The sequence below is a fragment of the Rhodospirillales bacterium genome, from assembly GCA_016699855.1.
Lineage (GTDB): Bacteria > Pseudomonadota > Alphaproteobacteria > Reyranellales > Reyranellaceae.
Genome location: CP064988.1, coordinates 1 through 21,351, shown reverse-complemented (window position 1 = coordinate 21,351; position 21,351 = coordinate 1). Strand labels below are relative to the sequence as shown.

Annotated in this window: 17 protein-coding genes and 3 pseudogenes; 11 read left to right on the top strand and 9 right to left on the bottom strand. The window is 70.4% G+C overall.

Annotation, left to right across the window (positions count from 1 at the left end; all coding sequences use genetic code 11):
• Position 1: 1 nt before the first annotated feature.
• The gene (locus IPK81_00100; protein ID QQS12752.1) at positions 2-1,678 is read right to left on the bottom strand and encodes a hypothetical protein; all 1,677 of its coding nucleotides are present in this window, start codon (positions 1,676-1,678) and stop codon (positions 2-4) included.
• Positions 1,679-1,899: 221 nt separating this feature from the next.
• Between IPK81_00100 and IPK81_00095 the strand changes: the two are divergent.
• From IPK81_00095 to IPK81_00075, 5 genes and pseudogenes are all read left to right on the top strand, one after another.
• A pseudogene (locus IPK81_00095) lies at positions 1,900-3,093 on the top strand (pyridoxal phosphate-dependent aminotransferase).
• 11 nt (positions 3,094-3,104) lie between these two features.
• Positions 3,105-3,872, top strand: a complete 768-nt coding sequence (locus IPK81_00090) for an ABC transporter ATP-binding protein (protein ID QQS12751.1) — start codon at positions 3,105-3,107, stop codon at positions 3,870-3,872.
• Positions 3,872-4,675, top strand: a complete 804-nt coding sequence (locus IPK81_00085) for an ABC transporter permease (GenBank protein QQS12750.1) — start codon at positions 3,872-3,874, stop codon at positions 4,673-4,675. The genes IPK81_00090 and IPK81_00085 overlap by 1 nt, the downstream gene beginning before the upstream one ends.
• A gap of 117 nt (positions 4,676-4,792) precedes the next feature.
• Positions 4,793-5,737: an IS630 family transposase gene (locus tag IPK81_00080; GenBank protein ID QQS12749.1), complete on the top strand. Its 945-nt coding sequence runs from the start codon at positions 4,793-4,795 to the stop codon at positions 5,735-5,737.
• A 49-nt stretch (positions 5,738-5,786) separates the two neighbouring features.
• Positions 5,787-6,610: pseudogene (locus tag IPK81_00075) on the top strand (dihydrodipicolinate synthase family protein).
• Positions 6,611-6,650: 40 nt separating this feature from the next.
• Here IPK81_00075 and mepA read toward each other — a convergent pair.
• Complete coding sequence (gene mepA, locus IPK81_00070) at positions 6,651-7,499, bottom strand: penicillin-insensitive murein endopeptidase (GenBank protein ID QQS12748.1); 849 nt, start codon at positions 7,497-7,499, stop codon at positions 6,651-6,653.
• Positions 7,500-7,548: 49 nt separating this feature from the next.
• Here mepA and IPK81_00065 point away from each other — a divergent pair, with 49 nt between their 5' ends.
• The gene (locus IPK81_00065; protein ID QQS12747.1) at positions 7,549-8,382 is read left to right on the top strand and encodes an enoyl-CoA hydratase/isomerase family protein; all 834 of its coding nucleotides are present in this window, start codon (positions 7,549-7,551) and stop codon (positions 8,380-8,382) included.
• Positions 8,379-9,230: a TauD/TfdA family dioxygenase gene (locus IPK81_00060; protein ID QQS12746.1), complete on the top strand. Its 852-nt coding sequence runs from the start codon at positions 8,379-8,381 to the stop codon at positions 9,228-9,230. Before IPK81_00065 ends, IPK81_00060 begins: the two co-directional genes overlap by 4 nt.
• Here the strand turns inward: IPK81_00060 and IPK81_00055 are convergent.
• Genes IPK81_00055 through IPK81_00040 form a run of 4 tightly spaced genes read right to left on the bottom strand, consistent with a single transcriptional unit; the run spans position 9,227 to position 13,175 of the window.
• Positions 9,227-9,772: a GNAT family N-acetyltransferase gene (locus IPK81_00055; protein ID QQS12745.1), complete on the bottom strand. Its 546-nt coding sequence runs from the start codon at positions 9,770-9,772 to the stop codon at positions 9,227-9,229. The two genes, IPK81_00060 and IPK81_00055, sit on opposite strands and share 4 nt — an antisense overlap.
• 4 nt (positions 9,773-9,776) lie before the next feature.
• A complete protein-coding gene (locus tag IPK81_00050; GenBank protein ID QQS12744.1) occupies positions 9,777-11,201 on the bottom strand; it encodes an amidase in 1,425 nt (474 codons plus the stop codon).
• Complete coding sequence (locus IPK81_00045; GenBank protein QQS12743.1) at positions 11,198-11,980, bottom strand: GNAT family N-acetyltransferase; 783 nt, start codon at positions 11,978-11,980, stop codon at positions 11,198-11,200. Before IPK81_00045 ends, IPK81_00050 begins: the two co-directional genes overlap by 4 nt.
• 1 nt (position 11,981) lies before the next feature.
• The gene (locus tag IPK81_00040; GenBank protein ID QQS12742.1) at positions 11,982-13,175 is read right to left on the bottom strand and encodes a fumarylacetoacetate hydrolase family protein; all 1,194 of its coding nucleotides are present in this window, start codon (positions 13,173-13,175) and stop codon (positions 11,982-11,984) included.
• 200 nt (positions 13,176-13,375) lie between these two features.
• Here IPK81_00040 and IPK81_00035 point away from each other — a divergent pair, with 200 nt between their 5' ends.
• Positions 13,376-14,317: a dihydrodipicolinate synthase family protein gene (locus IPK81_00035; GenBank protein ID QQS12741.1), complete on the top strand. Its 942-nt coding sequence runs from the start codon at positions 13,376-13,378 to the stop codon at positions 14,315-14,317.
• Between the two features lie 68 nt (positions 14,318-14,385).
• Positions 14,386-15,996 (top strand): NAD(P)/FAD-dependent oxidoreductase, encoded by a 1,611-nt coding sequence (locus tag IPK81_00030; GenBank protein ID QQS14900.1) that lies wholly within the window; start codon positions 14,386-14,388, stop codon positions 15,994-15,996.
• 192 nt (positions 15,997-16,188) lie between these two features.
• Here IPK81_00030 and IPK81_00025 read toward each other — a convergent pair.
• A pseudogene (locus IPK81_00025) lies at positions 16,189-16,662 on the bottom strand (VOC family protein).
• Between the two features lie 151 nt (positions 16,663-16,813).
• Here IPK81_00025 and IPK81_00020 point away from each other — a divergent pair.
• Positions 16,814-17,377 (top strand): GNAT family N-acetyltransferase, encoded by a 564-nt coding sequence (locus IPK81_00020; protein QQS12740.1) that lies wholly within the window; start codon positions 16,814-16,816, stop codon positions 17,375-17,377.
• A 1-nt stretch (position 17,378) separates the two neighbouring features.
• Positions 17,379-18,197 carry a methyltransferase domain-containing protein gene (locus tag IPK81_00015; GenBank protein QQS12739.1) on the top strand — a complete coding sequence of 273 codons (819 nt, stop codon included), beginning with the start codon at positions 17,379-17,381 and terminating at the stop codon, positions 18,195-18,197.
• A 33-nt stretch (positions 18,198-18,230) separates the two neighbouring features.
• Here IPK81_00015 and IPK81_00010 read toward each other — a convergent pair whose 3' ends face one another.
• Together IPK81_00010 and IPK81_00005 are read right to left on the bottom strand one after the other, a co-directional pair.
• The gene (locus tag IPK81_00010; protein QQS12738.1) at positions 18,231-19,781 is read right to left on the bottom strand and encodes a long-chain fatty acid--CoA ligase; all 1,551 of its coding nucleotides are present in this window, start codon (positions 19,779-19,781) and stop codon (positions 18,231-18,233) included.
• A gap of 77 nt (positions 19,782-19,858) precedes the next feature.
• A complete protein-coding gene (locus IPK81_00005; GenBank protein QQS12737.1) occupies positions 19,859-21,163 on the bottom strand; it encodes an NAD(P)/FAD-dependent oxidoreductase in 1,305 nt (434 codons plus the stop codon).
• Positions 21,164-21,351 lie beyond the last annotated feature (188 nt).

Sequence of the window (21,351 nt, the reverse complement as noted above, 5' to 3'; positions counted from 1 at the left end):
GTCATTTCAGGACGTACAACCTGAAGCCGGGATCCGGCGGGATGGGACGTTCCTCCAGCCAGTCCGGCGGTACGCCGTCGCGCAGCGCCGCGCCGAGGGTACCGTCCGCGGCCTCGCTGCGGCGGCATGCTAGCGCGGCGACGGCCTTGGTGCGCTTGAACGACTCCGGGATGCCCGCCCGGAACCCGCGTTCCGCGTTGGCGTCGATCAGCGCCAGCAGATGCGCCTCGGCGCGATGGTACGGCCCCGCGACCACCGTGACCGGCGTGAAGAAGACGAGCGCGGGCGTGGCGCTGGACTCGCTCAGAACCACCTTGCCGGCCAGGGACGCCAGCGCGCCCCGGAGCCGCGATACGTCGCAGGCGCCATGCGCAGGCGCGACCGGATCGGCCCCGGCGAGTTTGCCGGCGACGACGGGCAGGAACACGAAGCCGAGGACCACGGCCGTCGCGGTCAGCAGTCTCATCGCGACCGGTCGTCGTAGAACCAACAGCTCGAGCGCCACCCCGGCGGCGACCGCCGCGGCGAGCGCGGCATAGATGCCGAACCGGAGATGGCGCGCCGATACCGCGAGGGCGAAGACCACGCCGAGAGCGACCAGCACGGCCACCGGGTCGCGCCGGCGGTGCACGAGCCAACCCGCGGCCGCGGCGAGGGTCAGCGCGGGCAGAAGCAGGTAGAACACGAGTTTGTGGACCGAATCGACCGGCCGCATCTCCTCGACATGCCGCCAGAAGCGCTCGACGCCCGCCGGCGAGAATATTCCCTCGGTTCCGCGTAGCACCGCGGGATAGTGCGCGAGCCACAGCGCCAGCGCGGCGGCGGCGACCGCGCCAGCGACGATCGCCGCCGGCCACGCGCCGCCGAAGCGGCGGGTGGCGCGCGGCGCCGCGGCGGACGCCGCGACCATCAGGAGACCGAGTTCCACGTAGGGCCACGACAAGCGGTCGATCTCGGTCGCGAAACGTCCGCCCGACGGTGGATCGACGGCCCAGCCCAGCGCGACCGCCCCGAGGTACCCGCCGGCGAAGGACAGGGCGCGGAGGCGGGTCCGGTCAACCGGACGGGTGTCGGACAACAAGGTCAGCGCCCACCCGAAGAGGATGAAGGGCAACGGCTCGGGGCTGAGCCACACGCCCAGTCCGCCGACCGCGCCGCCGGCGATCGCGAGCCTCGCGCCCGCGTCGAATCGCGTGGCCGCGTAGGCCAGGGCGGGCGCCGCCAGAGCCACGGCGCCGTGCAGCACGTGGTGGTCGGCGCGGCCGAACGCGCCGTAGTCCAGCACATGGGGCCCGAGCGCCGCGAGCGCACCGGTCGCGAGGATCGCGCCGGCGCCCGGCAGGATGGCGCGCAGGGCGCCGACCGCCGCGAGCGCGACCGCGAGCGTGCTGAGGGGGCCGATCGCCGCGCCGGCGAGGCGGGTGGCCTCGCTCCAGTCCATGAAGGCCCGCAGTGGAAGGGCGATCGCCATGATCAGCGCGTCCAGAAGATGCGTCCAATGCAGCGGAACCGCGTCGCCGCTGTTGTCGCGCGGGACGTGGTCGAGGACGCGGCCGGCTTCAACCGAGGCGATGATCCGGTTGACGCGGGTGTAGGCGTCGGTGTCGCTCAGCAACCCGAGGACGATGCCGTCTCGCCCTCCGACAAGCACAGGCACCGCGACGGCGGTCGCGACCACCAACGCCCATTGGAGCCGATGATCCGGCGCCGAGGCTGGTGTCGGCGGAGTCGGCGTGGACGGACGGGAGGTGACGCGCTTCATTGGACGCGACTTTACCAGAACCGGCGCGCGCCCGCGCCCGCGACGGTTGATTTCCGCCGGCCGTTCCGGCCTTATGCGGCTCCATTTCCGAACGGCGCGCCGCGACCCGGCGCGTCGTCGCGTTTGACGGTCACGACATGAACGACCTGCGCACCATTCTACCCGGCCTGCGGACGCCGATCAGCGGCCATGTGGCCGGCCTGCCGACCTCGAAGATCGGCGACGTCGCCGCGCTCGGCCGCGGCGATCCCGACGTGATCCCGCTGTGGTTCGGCGAGGGCGATCTCCAGACGCCCGATTTCATCTGCGAGGCGGCGTCCAAGGCGATGCACGCGGGCGAGACGTTCTACACCTGGCAGCGCGGCATACCCGAGCTGCGCGAGGCGCTCGCGACCTACACGAGCCGCCTCTACGGCGTCGACTGCCGCGCCGACCGTATCACCGTGACGGGATCGGGCATGCAGGCGATCATGATGAGCTGCCAGGCGCTGATCGATCCCGGCGACAACATCGTCGTGGTCTCGCCGGTGTGGCCCAACATCACCTCGGCCCTGAGCATCATGCGGGGCGTCGCCGCGCCGGTCGGGCTGGGCCGCCGCGACGGAATCAACTGATCGCTCGACCTCGAGGAGGTGTTCGCGGCGGTCGACGAGCGCACCCGCGCGATCTTCATCAACTCGCCGGGAAATCCGACCGGCTGGACGATGCCGTCGGCGCAGCAGAAGGCGCTGTTGGAGTTCGCGCGCGCCCGCGGCGTCTGGATCATGGCCGACGAGGTGTACGCGCGAATCGTCTACAACGCGCCGCACGCGCCGTCGTTCCTCGAGCACGCCGGCCCCGACGACCCCGTGATCGTGCTCCAGAGCTTCTCCAAGCCGTGGGCGATGACCGGCTGGCGCCTGGGATGGATCACCTCGCCGCACGTCCTCGGCGAGGAGATCGCCAAGCTGATCCAGTTCAACCTCAGCGGCTCGCCGGCCTTCCTGCAGAAGGGCGCGCTGGCGGCGGTCGAGCACGGCGAGGAATTCCTCAAGACCATGGTGGACCGCTGCCGGGCCGGCGGCGAGCTGGTGTTCCAGCGGCTCTCGGCGTTGCCGCGCGTCAAGGTGGCGCGGCCGGAGGCGGCGTTCTACGCCTTCTTCTCGGTCGACGGCATCGAGGAAAGCCTGCCCTTCGCCAAGCGGCTGGTGACCGAGCACAAGGTCGGCATCGCGCCGGGCGTCGCCTTCGGCGCCGGCGGCGAGGGCAATTTCCGCCTGTGCTTCGCCTCGGGCGCCGAGCGGTTGAGCCGCGCGATGGACCGCATCGAAGCGGGCATCAAGGCGAGTTGAGGCGACGGGATTTGACCGCGGCGCCCGCCATCGAGGTCGCGCATCTGCGCAAGGTCTACAAGGATCTCGTTGCGGTCGACGACCTGTCGTTCGTCGTCCCGCGCGGCGCCGTGCTGGGCCTGCTCGGTGGCAACGGCGCCGGCAAGACGACGACCATCTCGATGCTGCTAGGCCTGCTGGTGCCGACGTCCGGCGACGTCCACGTGCTCGGCGTCGACATGCGGCGGCAACGCCACCGCGCGCTGCCGCGGATGAACTTCTCGTCGCCTTACGTCGACCTGCCGCACCGCCTGACCGTGCGGCAGAACCTCGACTTCTACGCCCGTCTCTACGGCGTCGCCGACGTGCGCGGACGGTTGGCGGAGATCACGGAGCGGATGCAGGTCGCCGATCTGATGGAGCGTCCCGCCGGCAAGCTCTCGGCCGGACAGAAGACCCGGGTGGCGCTCGCGAAGGCGCTGATCAACACGCCCGACGTGCTTCTGCTCGACGAGCCGACGGCGTCGCTGGATCCCGACACCGCCGACTGGGTGCGCACGCTGCTCAAGGACTACCAGGCCGAGACCGGCGCCACGATCCTGCTGGCGTCGCACAACATGGCGGAGGTCGAGCGCATGTGCGACGATGTCGTCATGATGCAGAACGGCCGCGTGTTCGAGCGCGGATCGCCGGCGGCGCTGATCGAGCGGTTCGGGCGCAGCGACATGGAGGAGGTGTTCCTCGACATGGCCCGCGGCCGCCAGCGCGGCCTCGACGACCTCAAGCGGCCGGCGGCGTGATGGTGGCGGGCATCTCCTTCCGCCGGATCGGCGCCGTCGTGCTGAGGCACCTCTACCTGTTCCGCAGCTCGTGGCTGCGCATCCTCGACTCGATCTACTGGCCCGCCGTCCAGATGGTGATGTGGGGCTTCCTCAGCCAGTTCCTGGCGCTCCAGACCAACTACGTGGCCCAGGCCTTCGGCGTGCTGCTCTCGGGCCTGCTGCTGTGGGAGGTGCTGATCCGCGGCAACCTCTCGCTGTCGATCGCCTTCCTCGAGGAGATGTGGTCGCGCAACCTCGGCCATCTCTTCGTCAGCCCGCTGCGGCCGATCGAGCTGGCCGCCGGCATCGTCACCGTGTCGCTGCTGCGCACGCTGCTGGGCATGATCCCGGTGTCGCTGCTGGCATGGGCGTTCTTCGGCTTCTCGATCTACCAGATCGGCCCGGCGTTGCTGGCGTTCTTCCTCATCCTGCAGATGTTCGGCTGGTCGGTCGGATTGTCCATGGCCGGCCTGATCATGCGCATGGGTCTGAGCGCCGAGACCTTCGCCTGGGCCGGTATCTTCATCCTGCTGCCCATCAGTGGCGTCTACTATCCCGTCTCGGCGCTGCCCGGATGGCTCCAGGTGGTGGCGTGGTGCGTGCCGACCGCCTACGTGTTCGAGGGCATGCGCTCGATCCTGACGCAGCAGGTCGCCCGCTGGGATCTGCTGGCGCCGGCCTTCGGCCTCAGCCTGCTCTATCTGGCGCTGGGGTTCCGCATCTTCCTGTGGTGTTTCCACCTCTCGCGCCGCGACGGCACGCTGCTGCAGCAGGGCGAGTAGCCGGCTTCCCGCCCGTCGGGACGCCGGCTAGAGCGAATTCCCTGAAACGCGAGTCGCGGGGGATTCCCAAGGCGAGGTGGAGATGATTCGATTCCTCGACGGATGTCGGAGGGGCCGATGGGCAAGGCGTACAGTCAGGATCTGCGGGAACGGGTGGTCGCCGCGTTGGAGGCCGGGCTGTCGACGGGTGAGGCGGCGGTCCGGTTCTCGATCGGGAAGGCGACGGCGGGCGCGTGGGGCCGGCTGAAGCGCGCGCAGGGCGACGTGCGGCCGGCGGCGCAGGGCAAGCCGAAGGGTTCGGTGCTGGACGCGCACGCGGACTTCATCCTGGGGTCGCTGGAGGAGAAGCCCGACACGACGCTCGACGAGATGGTCGAGCGGCTCGCGGCGGAGCGCGGGTTGAGGGTGGTGCGGACGGCGGTCTGGAAGTTCCTCGACCGCCGCGGCCAGACGTATAAAAAGACCGCGCACGCCAGCGAGCGGGAGCGTCCGGACGTGAAGGAGGCCCGGCGGGCGTGGCTGGAAGGCCAGCCCGGCCTCGCCGCCGCGAAGCTGGTGTTCATCGACGAGAGCGGGCTGTCGACCAAGATGGCGCGCCTGCGCGGCTGGGCGCCCAGAGGCCGGCGCTGCCGCGCCGCCATCCCCCACGGACACTGGAAGACCGTGACCTTCGTCGGCGGGCTGACGCTGGCCGGCTTCCTCGCCCCGATGGTCCTCGACGGGCCGATGGACGGCGACGCCTTCCGGGCATGGTGCGAGCGGATGCTGGCCCCGGCCCTGCGCCCGGGCGACATCGTCGTGATGGACAACCTCGCCGCCCACAAGGTCTCCGGCGTCAGGCAGGCCATCGAGGCCAGCGGCGCGACGCCGCTCTACCTGCCGCCCTACTCCCCGGATCTCAACCCCATCGAGAACGCCTTCGCCAAGCTCAAGGCGCACGTCCGCAAGCTCGCGGCCAGGACCATCGACACCCTCGAGGCCGCCACCGCGGACGCTCTACGGAGCTTCAAGCCGCAGGACTGTCAAAACTTCTTCGCCCATGCAGGCTACGGCTGCGATTAACGGGAATCTGCTCTAGACTCCGCATCCAGGAACGAGGGACGGAAGCGCGATGACCCTGCGGGGGATCATCGCGCCAACCACGACGCCGTTCACCACGGCGGGCGACATCGAGTTGTCGAAGGTCAAGGCGCAGATCGATCGGCTGGTAGCCGCCGGCGACGGTCACGCGCCGGAGGGTGCCGAGTGCCGCGACCTGATCGCGGCCAAGGTCTAGGCGGCCGGGCGGGTGCCGGTGGTCGGCGGCATCATCGTCGAGAGCACGCGCGCGGCGTCATCCGCGGCGAGGCGCTGCGCGACATGAAAGCGGTGGCGCTCCAGGTGACTCCGGTGCACTACCTGATCCGGCCGACCGACGACGCGATGGTCGAGCATTTCCCCGTCGTGGCGGCCGAGACACCGGCGTGCCGATCATCATCGACAACGCCGTGCCGTGGACATACCTGTCGCCGGCGCTCTGGTGCCGCATCTTCCGCGAGGTTCCCGGCGTCGCCGGGGTCAAGCAGAGTGGCGGCGACCTCAAGCTCTTCGCCGACCTGATGATCGACGCGCCGCCCGACCGGCTGATCTTCAGCGCCGTCGACGACCTGCTGTACTCGGTGTTCGCGCTCGGTGCCCATGGGCCGGTCGCGGCGATCCTCACCGCCGCGCCCGGGGCCTGCGTGGCGCTTGTGGGACGCCGTGAGGGCCGGCGACCACGCCCGGGCGCGCGCGTCGCACCGCGCGCTGCTGCCGGTGTGGAACGGCGCCGTCGGCGACAATCTGCCGGCGTGCGCGCGTTTCGCCCAGTCGCTCCAAGGGATCGACGCCGGGGTTCCGCGCGCTCCGATTCCGCCGGCGTCGGCGGCCCAGCGCGCCGCGATCGAACCCGCGCTCGGGCGCCGCAGGCGATCGTCGGCTGACGGCGGGCGTCCGACTAAGGCCCCGCCAGGACCGTTTCGCACGCCGCTGGCGGCTTCGGCGGTCGAATGGCCGGTCCCTGCGGCAGCGTGCTCGGATCGGGCAGGGCGAACCAGTCCGCCAGCGCCTTGCCGCAGCCGTCGCCGGAAGGCACCGGCGCCTGCGCGACGCAGCCGCGGTCGCCCGGCGGGCAGTGCAGACGGACGTGGAAATGGGCGTCGTGGTAGTACCACGGCACGATCTTGCGCAGCCACGCGCGGTCGCCTGTCGTGGTCTCGCACAGGCGGTGCTTGATCCACTTATTGACGAATATCCGGTCGACTTCCGGCGCCTGCGCTGCGGTCCGCAGCAGGATGGCGTGGGCTGGCTGCCAGACGGCGTCGTCGATACCGGCCTCGCCCTTCAGCACGAGGGACCGCAGGACGGGCTCCTCGCGCTTCGCCACCGGTATGCGGGGCCGCTTGGACTGTTCGAACCAGATGTCGATGTCGAGGCCGACCTGATGGCTGGCATGGCCGAAGCTCATGCGTCCGCCGCGCGGCTGCGAGATGTCGCCGATATAGACGTGCGACAGGCCGAGCCGGTCGATCGCGCGGCCGAATTCGCGCACGAACTCCACCGCGCGCGCGTGGCCCCAGTAGCGGTTGCGGCTGACGCGGATGACCTCGTAGCCAGGCCCTTCCAGGGGCAGCGGCTGGGCACCGGCGATGCAGCCGTTCATGTAGATGCCGTGGATGCGTTGGGGGCCGGCCGCGGGGGTCGACGGCGCCTGCGCGGCGGCCGGTCGCACCACGCCGCAGACGGCGAGCAGGCCGAGGACCGCGACGGCGCGGCGGAAACGCGGGGCGGCGGCGATGGCGGTCATGCGGCGGACGGGTACCCGTGATTCGAAGTCTCGGCTATATACTCTGCCCATGTCCGGAGCGCCGCGCTACGACTCTATTCTTTTCTCGCTGGACGGCGACGTGGCGTCGATCACGTTCAACAGGCCGGAACGTCGCAACGCGCTGACCCACGCCATGATGGGCGAGATCGCCGATGCGCTCGGGCGCGTGCGGACGTCGGGCGCGGTGCGGGCGCTGGTGCTGCGCGGAAGCGGCGGCGCGTTCTGCGCCGGCGGTGACATCGGGGCGATGCGGGATCTGCCGGCGGCGCCGGCGGCGGGTGACCCGGATCCGCTCTACGAGCCCTACCGCGGTTTCGGCCGCACGTTGATGGAGTTGGACGCGCTGGCGGTGCCGGTGATCTCCATCGTCGATGGTCCGGCGGTCGGCGGCGGGTTCGGCATGGCGTGCTGCTCCGACGTCGTGATCCTGCGCGAGACCGCCCGGTTCGGCGTGCCGGAGCCGCGCGCCGGATTCATCCCCTCGCAGGTGCTGCCGTTCATCGCCCGCCGCATCGGCGCCGGCCCGTTGCGCGATCTGGCCGTGACCGGGCGGGTGGTCGACGCGCGCGAGGCATACCGGCTGGGGATCGGGCGGCATCTATGCGCGAGCGCCATGGAGGCGGAGGCGGCGCTGGCCGGCGTGCTCGACGACTTGCGCCGCAATTCCCCGCCCGCCGTGGCCGCCGTGAAGCGCATCGCGCGCGCCTGCGCCGTCGCTGGCGATTCCGAGGTGCTGGACGCCGCCGCGCACGAGCTGGTCGCGCTGCTGCGGCGCCCTGACACACATCAAGGCATGCGCGCGTTCCTCGACAAGAAACTACCGCCTTGGGCCCGCGACGGCGCCTCCGGAGAGCGATCATGAGCCAGTCGATCCGACGCAATTACCGTCATATCGACGTGCGGCCGGTCGCCGGAGCGCTCGGCGCCGAGATCCACGGCGTCGACCTCGCGGCCGATCTGGCCGACGACGTGGTCGCGGAGCTGCGCCAGGCCTGGCTCGACCACCTCGTGGTGTTCTTCCGCGACCAGGAGATGACGCCGCAACGCCAGCTGGCGTTCGCGCGGCGGTTCGGCGAGCCGGTCGAGTATCCGCAGCTCAAGGGGCTGCCGGAATGCCCGGTGATCACGCCCGTGGTGAAACTGGAACACGAGCGGACGAACTTCGGCGGCGTCTGGCACTCCGACACGACCTATCTGGAGCGGCCGCCGATGGCGAGCATGCTGCTGGCCCGGGAGATTCCACCGCACGGCGGCGACACGGAGTTCGCCAACCAATACCTCGCCTACGAGACGCTCTCCCAGGGCATGCGGGCGATGCTCGATGGCCTCGTCGGCATCAGTTCGTCGCTCAAAGCCGACGCCTCCAAAACGCGCGAGGACCGGCTGAAGGCGGCCGGCGAGACGCAGAAGACGCTCGAGGCCGCGCATCCCGTCGTGCGCACGCACCCCGAAACCGGGCGAAAGGCGCTGTTCCTCAACGTCGGCCACACCGTCCGCTTCGAAGGGTGGACGGAGAGGGAGAGCCACGGTCTGCTCGATTTCCTGTTTCACCACCAGATCAGGCCGGAATTCACCTGCCGGTTCGTCTGGCGGCCCGGGTCGCTGGCGTTCTGGGACAACCGCTGCGCCATGCACAATCCGATCAACGACTATCACGGCTTCAAGCGCGTCCTCCACCGCATCACGCTGGCCGGCGACCGTCCGGCCTAGGCCCGTCGGCCGGCGTTCCAATCGCCGCGCGTCAGCTCCCAGATCTCGGCCGGTAGACGGCCTTCGACGAAGTCGCGGTCCTCGGTCGCGACCACGCGCATGCCCTGCTTCACGGAGACGCGGCGCGACGCCGTGTTGGCGACGGCTTTGGGGATGCGCAGCCGCTCGAAGCCCAGCGCGCCGAACCAGAATTCGGTGACCGGTCCGCAGGCCTCGGTCATCAATCCCTGTCCATGCCACGGCAGCGCCAGCCAGAAGGCCCGGTTGTCGTTCTCGCCGGCCATCAGCCCGATGACGCCGATGTGGTGGTCAGCTCCATCTTTGAGCCGGATGGCCCACGTCCAGTGCTCGCCCCGCGCCATCGCCGGCAGCTCGACGTCGAGGTAGAAGTTCAGCGCGCCGTCGTCGGGATAGGGCCATGGCACGCGGGCGTTGAGATGGCGCACGACCTCCCAATGCGGAAACAGAAGCTGCGTCGCGGCGGCGTCGTCCAGCGTCAGCGCGCGCAGCCGCAGGCGCGGCGTCTCCAGATCGGGGATCATCGGGTCAGAGATCGGGCCAGCGGTCGAGATGGCTGTCGGCGCGCTCGTACAACGCGGCCGTCCGCAGGAGGGAGGGCTCGTCGCGGAAGCGGCCGACGACGTGGAGCCCGATGGGCAATCCGTCGGTGGCGAAGCCGCAGGGCAGGCTGATCGCGGGATGGCCGGTGATGTTGAAGGGCATCGTGTAGGGGAACAGGCTGGTGCGCAGCTCGCCGACGACGCTTCCGTCGATCTCGATCGGATCGAACAGGTCCTGCTCGATCGGCAGGGCGGTGCGCGACAGGGTCGGGGTGACGATGTGGTCGAACGCCGCGAGCTTGCCCTGGAACCAGCGGAACAGCGCGGCGCGGGTGAACATCGCCTTCTGGTAGTCCTCCGCCGTCCAGTCGGCCGCCTGCTGCACCTGGCGCACCAGCGACGGCGTCATCTCGTTGCCATGGCGCGCCACCATGTCGGCGAAGCGCGCCCGCCACGTGCCGTGGTTGATGACCTGCCATGCCTCGTACATCGACGGCGGCGCTTCGCGCAGTTCCTCCAGCGTCGCGCCCAGCGATTCGAGGACACGCAATGAGCGTTCGACCGCCACGCGGACGTCGCGCGCCACGACCTCGTTGCCGAGCGTCATCGACCACAGCACGCGGCGGCCGCGCAGATCGCCTTCGGGCCGCGCGGCCGCGACGAAGTCCGGCACCGGCACGCCGATCGACCAGGGGTCGCTGGCGTCCTCGCCGGCCATCGCCTGGAGCATCAGCGCGGTATCCATGACCGTGCGGCTGAGGGGCGTCACGTAGGTGTGGTTGCCGAAGGCGTCCGCGACCTGGCTGTGCGGTATCACGCCGTTGCTCTGCTTGAGGCCGACCAGCCCGTTGCACGCCGCCGGGACGCGCGTCGAGCCGCCGCCGTCGGTGGCGATGCCGATGGGCGCCGCACCGGCGGCGATCGCGGCCGCCGCGCCGCCGCTGGAGCCGCCGGCGGTGCGCGTCCGGTCCCAGGCGTTGGCGGTGCGGCCGAACGCAGGGCCGTCGGTCAGCGACTTGTGTCCGAACTCCGGCGTCGTGGTCTTGCCGATCAGGATGCCGCCGGCCGCCTTCATCCGCGCGGCCGCCACGGCGTCCTCGGCCGGCACGTTGTGCTCGTGCAGCAGCGATCCGTAGGTCGTCCGCACGCCGGCGGTGTTGACCAGGTCCTTGACGTGGTAGGGCACCCCGAGCAGCGGCGGTAACGCGCCGCCCCGCATGACCGCCGCCTCGGCCGCGCGGGCCGCGCGCATCGCCTCCTCATGGCACAGCGTCACGAAACAGTTCAGCTTCGCCTGCGCGACATCGGCGCGGGCGAGAACCGCCGCCGTCACCTCGACCGGCGAGACCTCCTTGCGCACGATCATGCCGCGCAGGGCGTCGGCTGGCAGCCGCCAGAGTTCGGACGTCATCGGGCGCCTCCCTCGGGCGTGTGCTGGAAGTGCGTGATCTCAAGGAACCGTCCGAGGCCGATGGACTCGGCGAGGCGGATCGAGGGCAGGTTGTCGTCGTGCACCTGGTAGCGCGGGATCAGACCGCGGGCACCCAGCTCGGCGAGCGCCGTCCGGACCACGCCGGCGGCGTATCCCCGTCCACGCCCCTCCGGTGGCGTGAAAACGCCGCCGATCTCCCAGACCGTGCGGTGGTTCTCGAAGGCGAAGCACGCGGCCAGTGGCCGCCCGTTCCGTTCGATCGCGCAGGTGAATGCGCGGCCGGAACGGAGGAGGGGTTCGAGCCAGTCCCGGTCGTGCTTCTGCGATTCGAAGATGGCGTACATCGCCTCCGTCGGTTCCGTGGTCACGCGCGCCCGGGCGTCCGGCGCGTAGGGGGAAGCCGCGGTGAAGGAGAGGACGGCGGTGGTGCGCCGGAGCGGGGAGAATTCCGCGTCGACGGCGGCGCGGTCGGCATCGCTGGTCAGCTTGAACACCACGCCATCGCCCCGCGGGATCGCGCCCAGCAGGGCGCGCGTGAGATCGGGGTGGTCGCTGGAGATGAGCGCGGCGTGGCGCGCCGACGGGTAGGTCCGCCGGTCGTAGGCGCTCGCCGCGACCTCCAGCAGCACCAGCGTCGCGGCCCGTCCGTCGCGTTCGACGCGGTGCGCCGTGGTGTGGTCGGGAAACGCCTCGAGATGCTTCAACAGCACGATGTTGCGCAGCGGTTCGCGCTCGAGCGCCGCGGCTACGGGATGCATGTCACAGCAGGCCACGGGCCGCGAGGTTGCGCATCAGGTCGCGGGCGCCGAACGTCCACGGCGGAATGTCCTTGCAGAGGTTCACCCGGTTGACCAGCGCGCCGAGCTTGGGCGAGCGGATCACCACGATGTCGCCGATCTCGTGTGTGAAGCCCTTGCCGCCGGACCCGCGCTGCTGGGTCGGCGCGAACAGCGTGCCGGTGTAGAGCACGACGCCGTCGGGGTACTGATGGTTGGCGCCGATGGTCTGCGCCACCAGTTCGGCGGGATCCCGACTGATCTGGGTGAGATCGCTGCGTCCGGTGAGGCGGAACTGGTCGGTGCCGGTGATCTCCAGCGAGACCTCGGCCCGGCGCACGTCGTCGAGCGAGTAGGTGGCGTCGAACAGGCGGATGAAAGGCCCGATGGCCGAGGATCCGTTGTTGTCCTTCGCCTTGCCCAGGAGCAGGGCGCTACGGCCTTCGATGTCGCGCAGATTGACGTCGTTGCCGAGCGTTGCGCCGACGATGCGGCCGTCCGGCGCGACAACGAGCACCACCTCGGGTTCGGGGTTGGTCCATTCCGCGTCGTCGCGCAGGCCGACCTCGGCGCCGTAGCCAACGGAGGCCATCGGCGGCGCCTTGGTGAAGATCTCGGCGTGCGGACCGATGCCGACCTCGAGGTACTGCGACCACATGCCCTTGGCGATCAACGCCTGCTTGAGCTTCTCCGCGTCGGCCGAACCCGGTTTGACGCGCGCGATATCGCCCCCGATCGCCGTGCCCAGATCGGCGCGGACGGCCGCCGCGCGCGCCGGGTCGCCCTTGGCCTGCTCCTCGATCAGACGCTCAAGCAGGCTGACGGCGAAGGTCACGCCGGCCGCCTTCACGGCTTGGAGGTCGACCGGCGCGAGCAGCGTGGGCAGGGCGGGCGAGGGCCGGTCCGCCGTGGTGTTGGCGACGATCTCGTCGAGCGAGCCGACGCGCTCGCCGGCGGCGCCGGCCACGAGCCCGGCCGAATCGGTATGCGCCAGCAGATCGGCGATCGTCGGCACGGCGCGGGAGATGTCGAAGACGCCCTCCGCACGGATGGCCACGACGCTCGGCCCGGCCGGCGTCGCACCGTGCGCCGGGCGCCAGACCCGGCCGACCAGCGTGCCCGCGACGCCGTCGTCCGGCAGGATCGGATGCCCGGACAAGCTGAGTTTCTGAGCCACGGCCGTCTCCTTCGATGGCGACAACGCTCCACCGCGGTGGGGTACGCGCCCGCGGAAGGCGACCGTTCGGGAGCGCGGCGGCGCTCGAAACGACCGGATTCGCGTCGGATCGTGTCGCCTGTCCGTCCGGACCGCAAGCGCTCTGGACGGCGCCCGTCCGGCGTGGCAATCCAGCCTGCGACCCTTCGTTAGGAGCTTCCATGGCCCAGCCGCGCATCAAGGGCGTCCTGTCGCCCGTCGTCACGCCGTTCAAGGCCGACCTCAGCCCGGACGTGCCGCGCTTCGTGGCGCACTGCAAATGGCTGAACAGCCAGAATTGCGGGCTGGCGGTGTTCGGCACCAATAGCGAGGCCAACTCGATGTCGGCCGACGAGCGCATGGCGCTGCTCGACGCGCTGGTCGCCGGCGGCGTCGATCCCGCCCGCATGATGCCCGGCACCGGCGCCTGCTCGATCACCGAGACGGCGAAGGTCACCGCGCACGCCACCAGGCATGGTGTCTCCGGCGTCCTGATGCTGCCGCCATTCTACTACAAGGGCGTCAGCGACGAGGGCCTGTTCCGGCACTTCTCGGAGGTCATCCAGCGCGTCGGCGACGCCAAGCTGCGGATCTACCTCTACCACATCCCGCCGGTCGCCCAGGTTCCGATCACGCACAAGCTGGTCGAGCGGCTCCTGAAGGCATATCCGGACCAGGTCGCCGGCATGAAGGACAGCTCCGACGACTGGCCGCACACCAAGAGCATGATCGACGCCTTCGCCAAGGACGGTTTCGACGTGTTCTCGGGCAACGAGAAGCCGCTGGTCGACAACGTGAAATCGGGCGGCGCGGGCTGCATCAGCGCCACCGCCAACATCAACCCGGGCCCGATCGCCGAGACCTACGCCAAGGTCGGCACCGCCGAGGCCGACGCGCTGCAGAAGAAGATCAACGACGTGCGCGGCGTCATGGCGACCTACGTGATGATCCCGGCGCTCAAGTACGTCACGGCCCACTACGGGGCCGACCCGGCGTGGCGCACCGTGCGGCCGCCGATGGTCGAGACGCCGGACGCCGACGGCAAGGCGGTCGTCGCCAAGCTCGACGCGCTGGGCTTCACGATGCCTGGCCTCAAGCAGTCGATGGCGAAGGCGGCCGAGTAGGGACGCCGGGCGACGCCGGCCCTACGGACGGTCGGTTGGACGCGGCGGGGAGCGGGATCGTGAGCGCCTTGAAGGAGGATCGAGCCACCGACCCCGACGCCATCATCATCGGCGCCGGCGTCGCCGGCCTGTACCAGCTCCACCGGCTCCGCGAGCTGGGCATGCGGGTCCAGGTGTACGAGGCCGGCTCCGACGTGGGCGGCACCTGGTACTGGAACCGCTACCCCGGCGCGCGCTTCGATTCCGAGAGCTGGTCCTACGGCTACTCCTTCTCGAAGGAGCTGCTTCAGGAGTGGGATTGGCCCGAGCATTTCTCGGCCCAACCCGACACGCTGCGCTATCTGAACTTCGTCGCCGACAAATTCGACCTGCGCCGGGACATCACGTTCAACAGCCGCGTGGTGGCCGCGCGCTTCGACGACGCGACGACGACGTGGACGATCACCTTCGAGGACGGCCGCACGGCGCGATCCCGCCTGCTCGTGACCGCGCTCGGTCCGCTCTCGGCGCACACGCTGCCGAACATCCCCGGGCGCGACGACTTCCGCGGGCCGGCCTACCACACCGCGCGCTGGCCGCACGACGGCGTGGATCTCCGCGGCAAGCGCGTCGGCATCATCGGCACCGGCGCCACGGCCATCCAGACGATCCAGACCATCGCGAAGGATGTCGGGCACCTGACCGTGTTCCAGCGCACGCCCAACTGGGCGGCGCCGCTGCACAACAGGCGCATCACGGACGAGGAGCAGAAGCGGATCAAAGCCAGCTACGACGAGATCTTCGAGCGTTGCCGCCAGACCAGCACCTGCTTCATCCACAACACCGATCCGCGCAAGGCGTTGGAGGTGTCGGCGGAGGAGCGGGAGGCGTTCTGGGAGAAGCTTTACTCGGAGCCGGGTTTCGGCATCTGGGTCGGCAATTTCCAGGACGTGCTGGTCGATCCGAAGGCCAACGACCTCGCCAGCGCCTTCATGGCCCGGAAGATCCGCCAGCGCGTGAAGGATCCGGCGGTCGCCGAGAAGCTGATTCCCAAGAACCACGGCTTCGGCACGCGGCGCCTGCCGCTCGAGACCAATTACTTCGAGGTCTACAACCAGGACAACGTCCGCCTCGTCGACATCAACGAGACACCGATCGAGCGCATCACTCCCGAGGGCATCAAGACCTCCGCGGAATCCTTCGCGTTCGACCTGCTGATCTACGCCACCGGATTCGACGGCGTCACCGGACCCTACGACCGCATCGACATCCGGGGCCCCAACGGGCGGCGCTTGAAGGACGACTGGGTCGGCACGCCACGCACGCTTCTGGGCGTGCAGCCGGAGGGGTTTCCCAATCTGCTGATGGTGCTGGGGCCGCATACCGCCAGGGGCAACATCCCCCGCAACATCGAGGAGATCGTCGACTGGGTGACCGGCCTGATCCGGCACATGCGCGCGCACGGTCTGACGCGCGTCGAGCCGCGACCGGAGGCGGTCGAGGAATGGGCCCGCCAAGTGGAGGACGCCGCCTCCGGACTGCTGTTCAGCCACGTCAACTCCTGGCAGACCGGCATCAACCGCAACGTGGAGGGGCGGGACGTTCGCCGCACGCTCGGCTACTACGGCGGCGCCGTGCAGTACCGCCGGATCGTCGACAAGGTGGCGGCCGAGGGCTACCGCGAGTTCGCGTTCCGCTGACGACCGCGGATCAGCGCGCCGCGAGCCGGGCCTTGATGCGTCCCGACAACTCCTCGATCCACGCGGCGCGGGTCTTGAAACCGGGGTCGCGCGGCACAGCGCCTCCGTCCGCGCCATGATCGCGTGGTCCGTTTCGGACAGGTCGATCGGCACGCCGAACGGCTGCGGGACGTACCACGGGGTATCGCAGTAGATCTCGACCGTGTTGCCCTCTGGATCCTCGAAGTAGACCGACAGGGCATTGCCGTGGCTGACCGGCCGGATTCCCTTGGCGCCGGCGTCCCTGGCGCGGTCGTGGACGGCGCGCACGGCGGCGAGCGAGTCGACGATGAACGAGACCTGGTTGACAGTGGTCGGGGCGTCGGGCCCCCGGCCCGACACGACGACGAACTGATGGTGTTTCTCCGGATCGGCCGTCATGAACACGAAATCGGCGCGTGCGCGTTCGCTGTACCCTTCGTCGGACACGACCAGACCGACGACTTCAGCGTAGAACGTCGCGAGCCGGCGGCAGTCGCGGGCGTAGAGCGCCATGTGGGTGAGCTGCGGTGTCGCGATCCTCGTCATGGCGTCCTCCCATACACTGCGGCGTGCATAAGTAAGTCTCGGGGTTCCAAGGGCGACGGCATTGACGTGGATCGACCGGATCGATAAAATTGCGCCCATGATCGCCAGATGCGCCCGCAACTATTGGTATTTTACCACCCTCACATAGGGCGGCGCGTAGGGTCATGACCTGAACGAAGCCGCCGCGGTCCGGCGGCTTTCGTGTTTTTGAACGTCCTCCGGCCGCCGGTACGGCCCGATGGAGGACGATATGCAGACAACTTCCACGCAAGATCCGACGCCGCGCGACGCCGGCGCGCCCGAGGGCCGCCCCCGGCTTGTGGTCAGCACCGATCCCGTGGCGCTGCGCATCCGCGCCGCCACGGTGCGGGACCACGCCGCCATGTGCGCGCTGTTCGACGAGCTCGACGCGCTCCATCGCGAGGCGCGGCCGGACCATTTCCAGCCCTTCACCGGGCCGCCGCGCTCGCGCGAGCTGGTCGACGGGCTGATCTCCGATCCGGCCTCGACCATCCTCGTCGCCCAGACGATGGAGGGCCTCGCCGGTCTCGTCGTGGTCAAGTCGCGCGCGCCCTGGGATTTCGCCGGCGCCGCGCCGCGCCGCGTGTTCGAGATCGACGACATCGTCGTGCGAGGGGAGCTGCGGAACCGCCGCGTCGGACGTCGGCTGCTGTCCGCCGCCGTGGAATGGGCGCGCGCGCGCCGCGCCACGCACATCGAGGTCGCGGTGCACGACTTCAACCGCGACGCCCAGCGCTTCTACGTCGGTTTCGGCTTCTCGCCGTCGGTCCACCGGCTGGTGATGGCGGCCTGACATGCCGGACATGATGGAATCACCGGCGCCGGCGAGCACGGACTACTCGCGCGTGGCCGCGCGCTACGACGCGACCCGGCGGTTGCCGGAGGAGAGTCTCGTGGCGTGTTACCGGCGGCTGCGCGAGCGGGGCCTGCTGCCGGACTCCGGAACCGTGCTCGATGCCGGGTGTGGCACGGGACAGGTCTCCGTGCCGCTCGCCGCGATGGGCTACCGCGTGCGCGGTGTCGACATCTCCGCCGCGATGCTGGAGGTGGCGCGCGCGAAGTGCCGCCCGGAATGGCGCGCGGCCTACCGGGTGGGCGATGTCACCGCGCTCGCCGAGGTCGACGGAAGCGTCGACGCGGTCGTCGTCTCGAAACTGTTCCTGCACGTGCGCCAGTGGCGGCTCGCGATCGCCGAGCTGGTGCGCGTGGTGCGGCCGGGCGGCTGCGTCGTGCACATCGGCGAGCGTGGCGCCTTCGGCAACCGCGTCCGGCGCCGTTTCGCCGACAGGCTCGACGCCATGGGCTTCAAAGGGCGGTTTCTCGGAACGCAGGATCGGCACGACATCGCCGCGTGCTTCGTCGGGAACGGGTGCGCGCCGGTGCCGTTCGACGCCACCGATCTGCGGTGGTCGACCCGGGTCGCCTATGGTGAGGCGTTCGATCATCTCGTCGAACGCCTGTCGGCGGAGTTCTGGTACGTGCCGGCGGACGCATACGAGCGCGCCTTGGCCGATGCCGCGCTATGGATCGACCTGCAGCCCGCCGGCCGCGACACGGTCGAGGAGCTGACGCCCTATCTCGGCGTCGAGGTGTTCCGGAAGGCGGGCGGATAGCGGGCCGAGGCGGCGCCCGCCGGGGCGCGCCGCTCAGCTGATCGCGGGCTTGCCGGCGCCGACGTATCTCAGCCGCAGCTCGCGCTTGAGCACCTTGCCGGTGGCGTTGCGCGGCAGGGCGTCGACGAACTCCACGGATTGCGGCACCTTGAACTTCGCCAGCCGCTCGAGGCAGTGGGCGATCACCTCGCCCTCGGTCAAGGCCTCGCCGGCCTTCGCGACGATCACCGCCTTGCCGACCTCGCCCCAGCGCTCGTTGGGCACGCCGATGATCGCGGCGTCGGCCACCTGCGGCAGCTGGAACAGCACGTTCTCCACCTCGGCCGGATACACGTTCTCGCCGCCGGAGATGTACATGTCCTTCCAGCGGTCGACGATGAAGATGAAGCCGTCCTCGTCCTCGCGCGCCGCGTCGCCGGTGTGCAGCCAGCCGTCGGCGAACGCCTTGGCGGTCGCGTCGGGATTGTTCCAGTAGCCCGGCGTGATGTGCGGGCCTTTGGTCCACAGCTCGCCGATGGCGCCCTTGGGCACGTCGGCGCCCTGATCGTCGACGATGCGGATGGCGGTATGCATCAGCGCCTTGCCGGCCGAGCCGACCTTGCGCACCGCGTCCGCGGCGTCGAGCATCGTGCCGGCCGGGCTGGTCTCGGTCATGCCCCAGCCTTGGACCAGCGGCACGCCGCGCGCCGCCCAGCCCTCCAGGATGGCCAGCGCGCAGGGTGCGCCGCCGACGCCGGCGATCCGCAGCCGCGACAGGTCGGCGCCCTGGAATTTCGGGTGCTGCATCATGAACTGGTAGGGCGCCGGCACGCCGAAAAAGTGCGTGATGCCCAGCGCCGGATCGGAGACATGGTCCAGCGCCTGCCCGGGGTCGAACGCGCGCATGATCAGGATCGCGCCGCCGGCGTGCAGCACCGGGTTGGCGTAGCAGTTCAGGCCGCCGGTATGGAACAGCGGCAGGATCACGAGCTGCCGGGTCGCGGGCGAGATCGAGGCGGGGATGCCGAGGTTCACGCAGTTCCAGAAATTCATCCCGTGCGTGATGATCGCGCCCTTGGGATGGCCGGTCGTGCCCGACGTGTACATCACCATCGCGACGTCGTCGTGGGACAGCGCCGCGGTCGCGGACCGGTCCTCGGCCGCCAGCAACGCGCGCTCGTACGTCGAGTCGGCGCGGTCGATGTCGACCTCCAGAAGATGCGCGATGCCGCAGCGCGCCTTCAGCTCGCGCGCCTGCGGCGCGAAGGCGGAATCGTGGATCAGAACCTTCGGCGACGAATCGCCGAGGATGTACTCCAGTTCGGGCACCGTCAGCCGCCAGTTCAGCGGCAGCATGATCGCGCCGCTCTTGCCGCAGGCGAACTGCAGTTCGAAGAACTCCGGCCCGTTCGGCGACAGGATCGCGACCCGCTCGCCCCTGCCGGCGCCCATCGCCCGCAATGCCGCGGCGAGGCGTCGGGCGCGCTGGTCGAGCTGGGCGTAGGTCAGCCGCCGCCCGGTGTGCAGGTCGTGGATGGCCGGGCTGTGGGGACGCCGGCCGGCGTGGTGCGCGGCCCAGTCGAAGTACGGGATCGGCGTGGACATGGCTCGGAACGCTGGTTGGAACGCGGCCGCATGGTGACCGCGCCGCGGGGGCGGCTGTCAACCGCAGGGGGCCGCAGTCAGCGCCGCTCGCGCGGCACGAAGTAGCGGGTCGGGGCCAGCTCGGGATCCTCATGGTCGACCAACCGGCGCCAATGGGCCTCCGCGTCGGCGACGAACAGGTCGCGGACGATGGCGTCGGCCAGCCGCGTGGCGCCGACACCGAGGCCGGGGATGTCGCCGGCCAGCGCGCCGAGGCTGACGTAGCTGCCCCAGTTGAACACGTGGATGTCGGACAGGCCGGGACAGGCGCCGGGTTCGCGCGGCAGGAACTCGAAGGCCGGGCCGAGATACGGGAAGCGTGCCACGTCGGGATAGGCGGCGACCTCGGCGGGCGGCCGACGGTGCGCCCAGAGCGTGACGTGCTCGCGCAGCGACTCCAGCTCGGGCCGCTCCGCCACGTCGACGTCGAAGCCGGTCGCGATGATCACCGCGTCGAAACGGCGCGCGCCGGCGGACGTGGTCGCGCGCACGCCGTCGGGATCGATGGAAAGATCGCTCCACGTCTCGCCGAGCCGCAGGGAGAATCCGTCGTGTCGATCGCACCGGAGCACCGATTCGTGCGGCGGCGGCGACTGCTCGTCGAACAAATAGGTGGTGAAGCGCCAGCGCAGGTCGTCCGGCAGGCCGGCGTAGCCGCGCTGGAAGCCCGGGAACGAGGCGGCTTTGGATTTGTTGACCTGCGGCAGGGCAGGCCGGCGCGCGAACATCGTTACTTCAGCCGCGCCGGCTTCCAAGGCGCAGCCGGCGTTGTCGAACGCGGAGGCGCCGGCGCCCAGCACGCCGATCCGCTTGCCGCGCAACGCCGTGAAATCGATGTCGTCGGACGTATGGAACACGCGTCCACGCGCGTGCGGCGATTCCGGCTCGAACGACGCGAAGCGCGGCCAGCGAGAGGCGCCGCTGCCGTCGCGGCCGAGCGCGAGCACGACCTTCCGCGGCCGGACCGTCTCGACGCCGGCGGGCGTACGAAGCTCGACGCGCGGCGCGCCGCCCTCGACGGTCAGGGACAGCATTTCGACGCCGCTCTCGACGGTGAGGCCGACCATTCGCCGTACCCAGACAAGATAGCGAAGCCAGTCCAGGCGCCAGACCTTGTAGAGCGACGCCCAGCCGTCGGCGCCGTGCAGCGCCTCGTACCAAGCGCGGAAGGTCAGCGACGGGATGCCAAGGTCGGGGCCGGTGAGGTGCTTCGGCGAGCGCAGCGTCTCCATCCGCGCGTAGGTGCCCCACGGTCCCTCGAGGCCGGGCGGCGCGCGGTCGACGAGGCGCAGCTTTCGGACGCCGTCGCGGAGGAGCCCGAACGCCGCGGTCTGGCCGCACATGCCGGCGCCGACGACGAGGACGTCGGATCGCCCACCGCCGGCCCGCCCGGCCGCGTCCAATCCGCGGCGGGGAGATTGAGCCGCTCGAGATCGCGGCGCACCTCGCCCTCGAGCGCGGCCAGCCCGTCGTTCCGCTTGCGCGCGTCGTCGCGCTCGTCGATCCTGTCCATGTCACAGCGCTTGGCGCC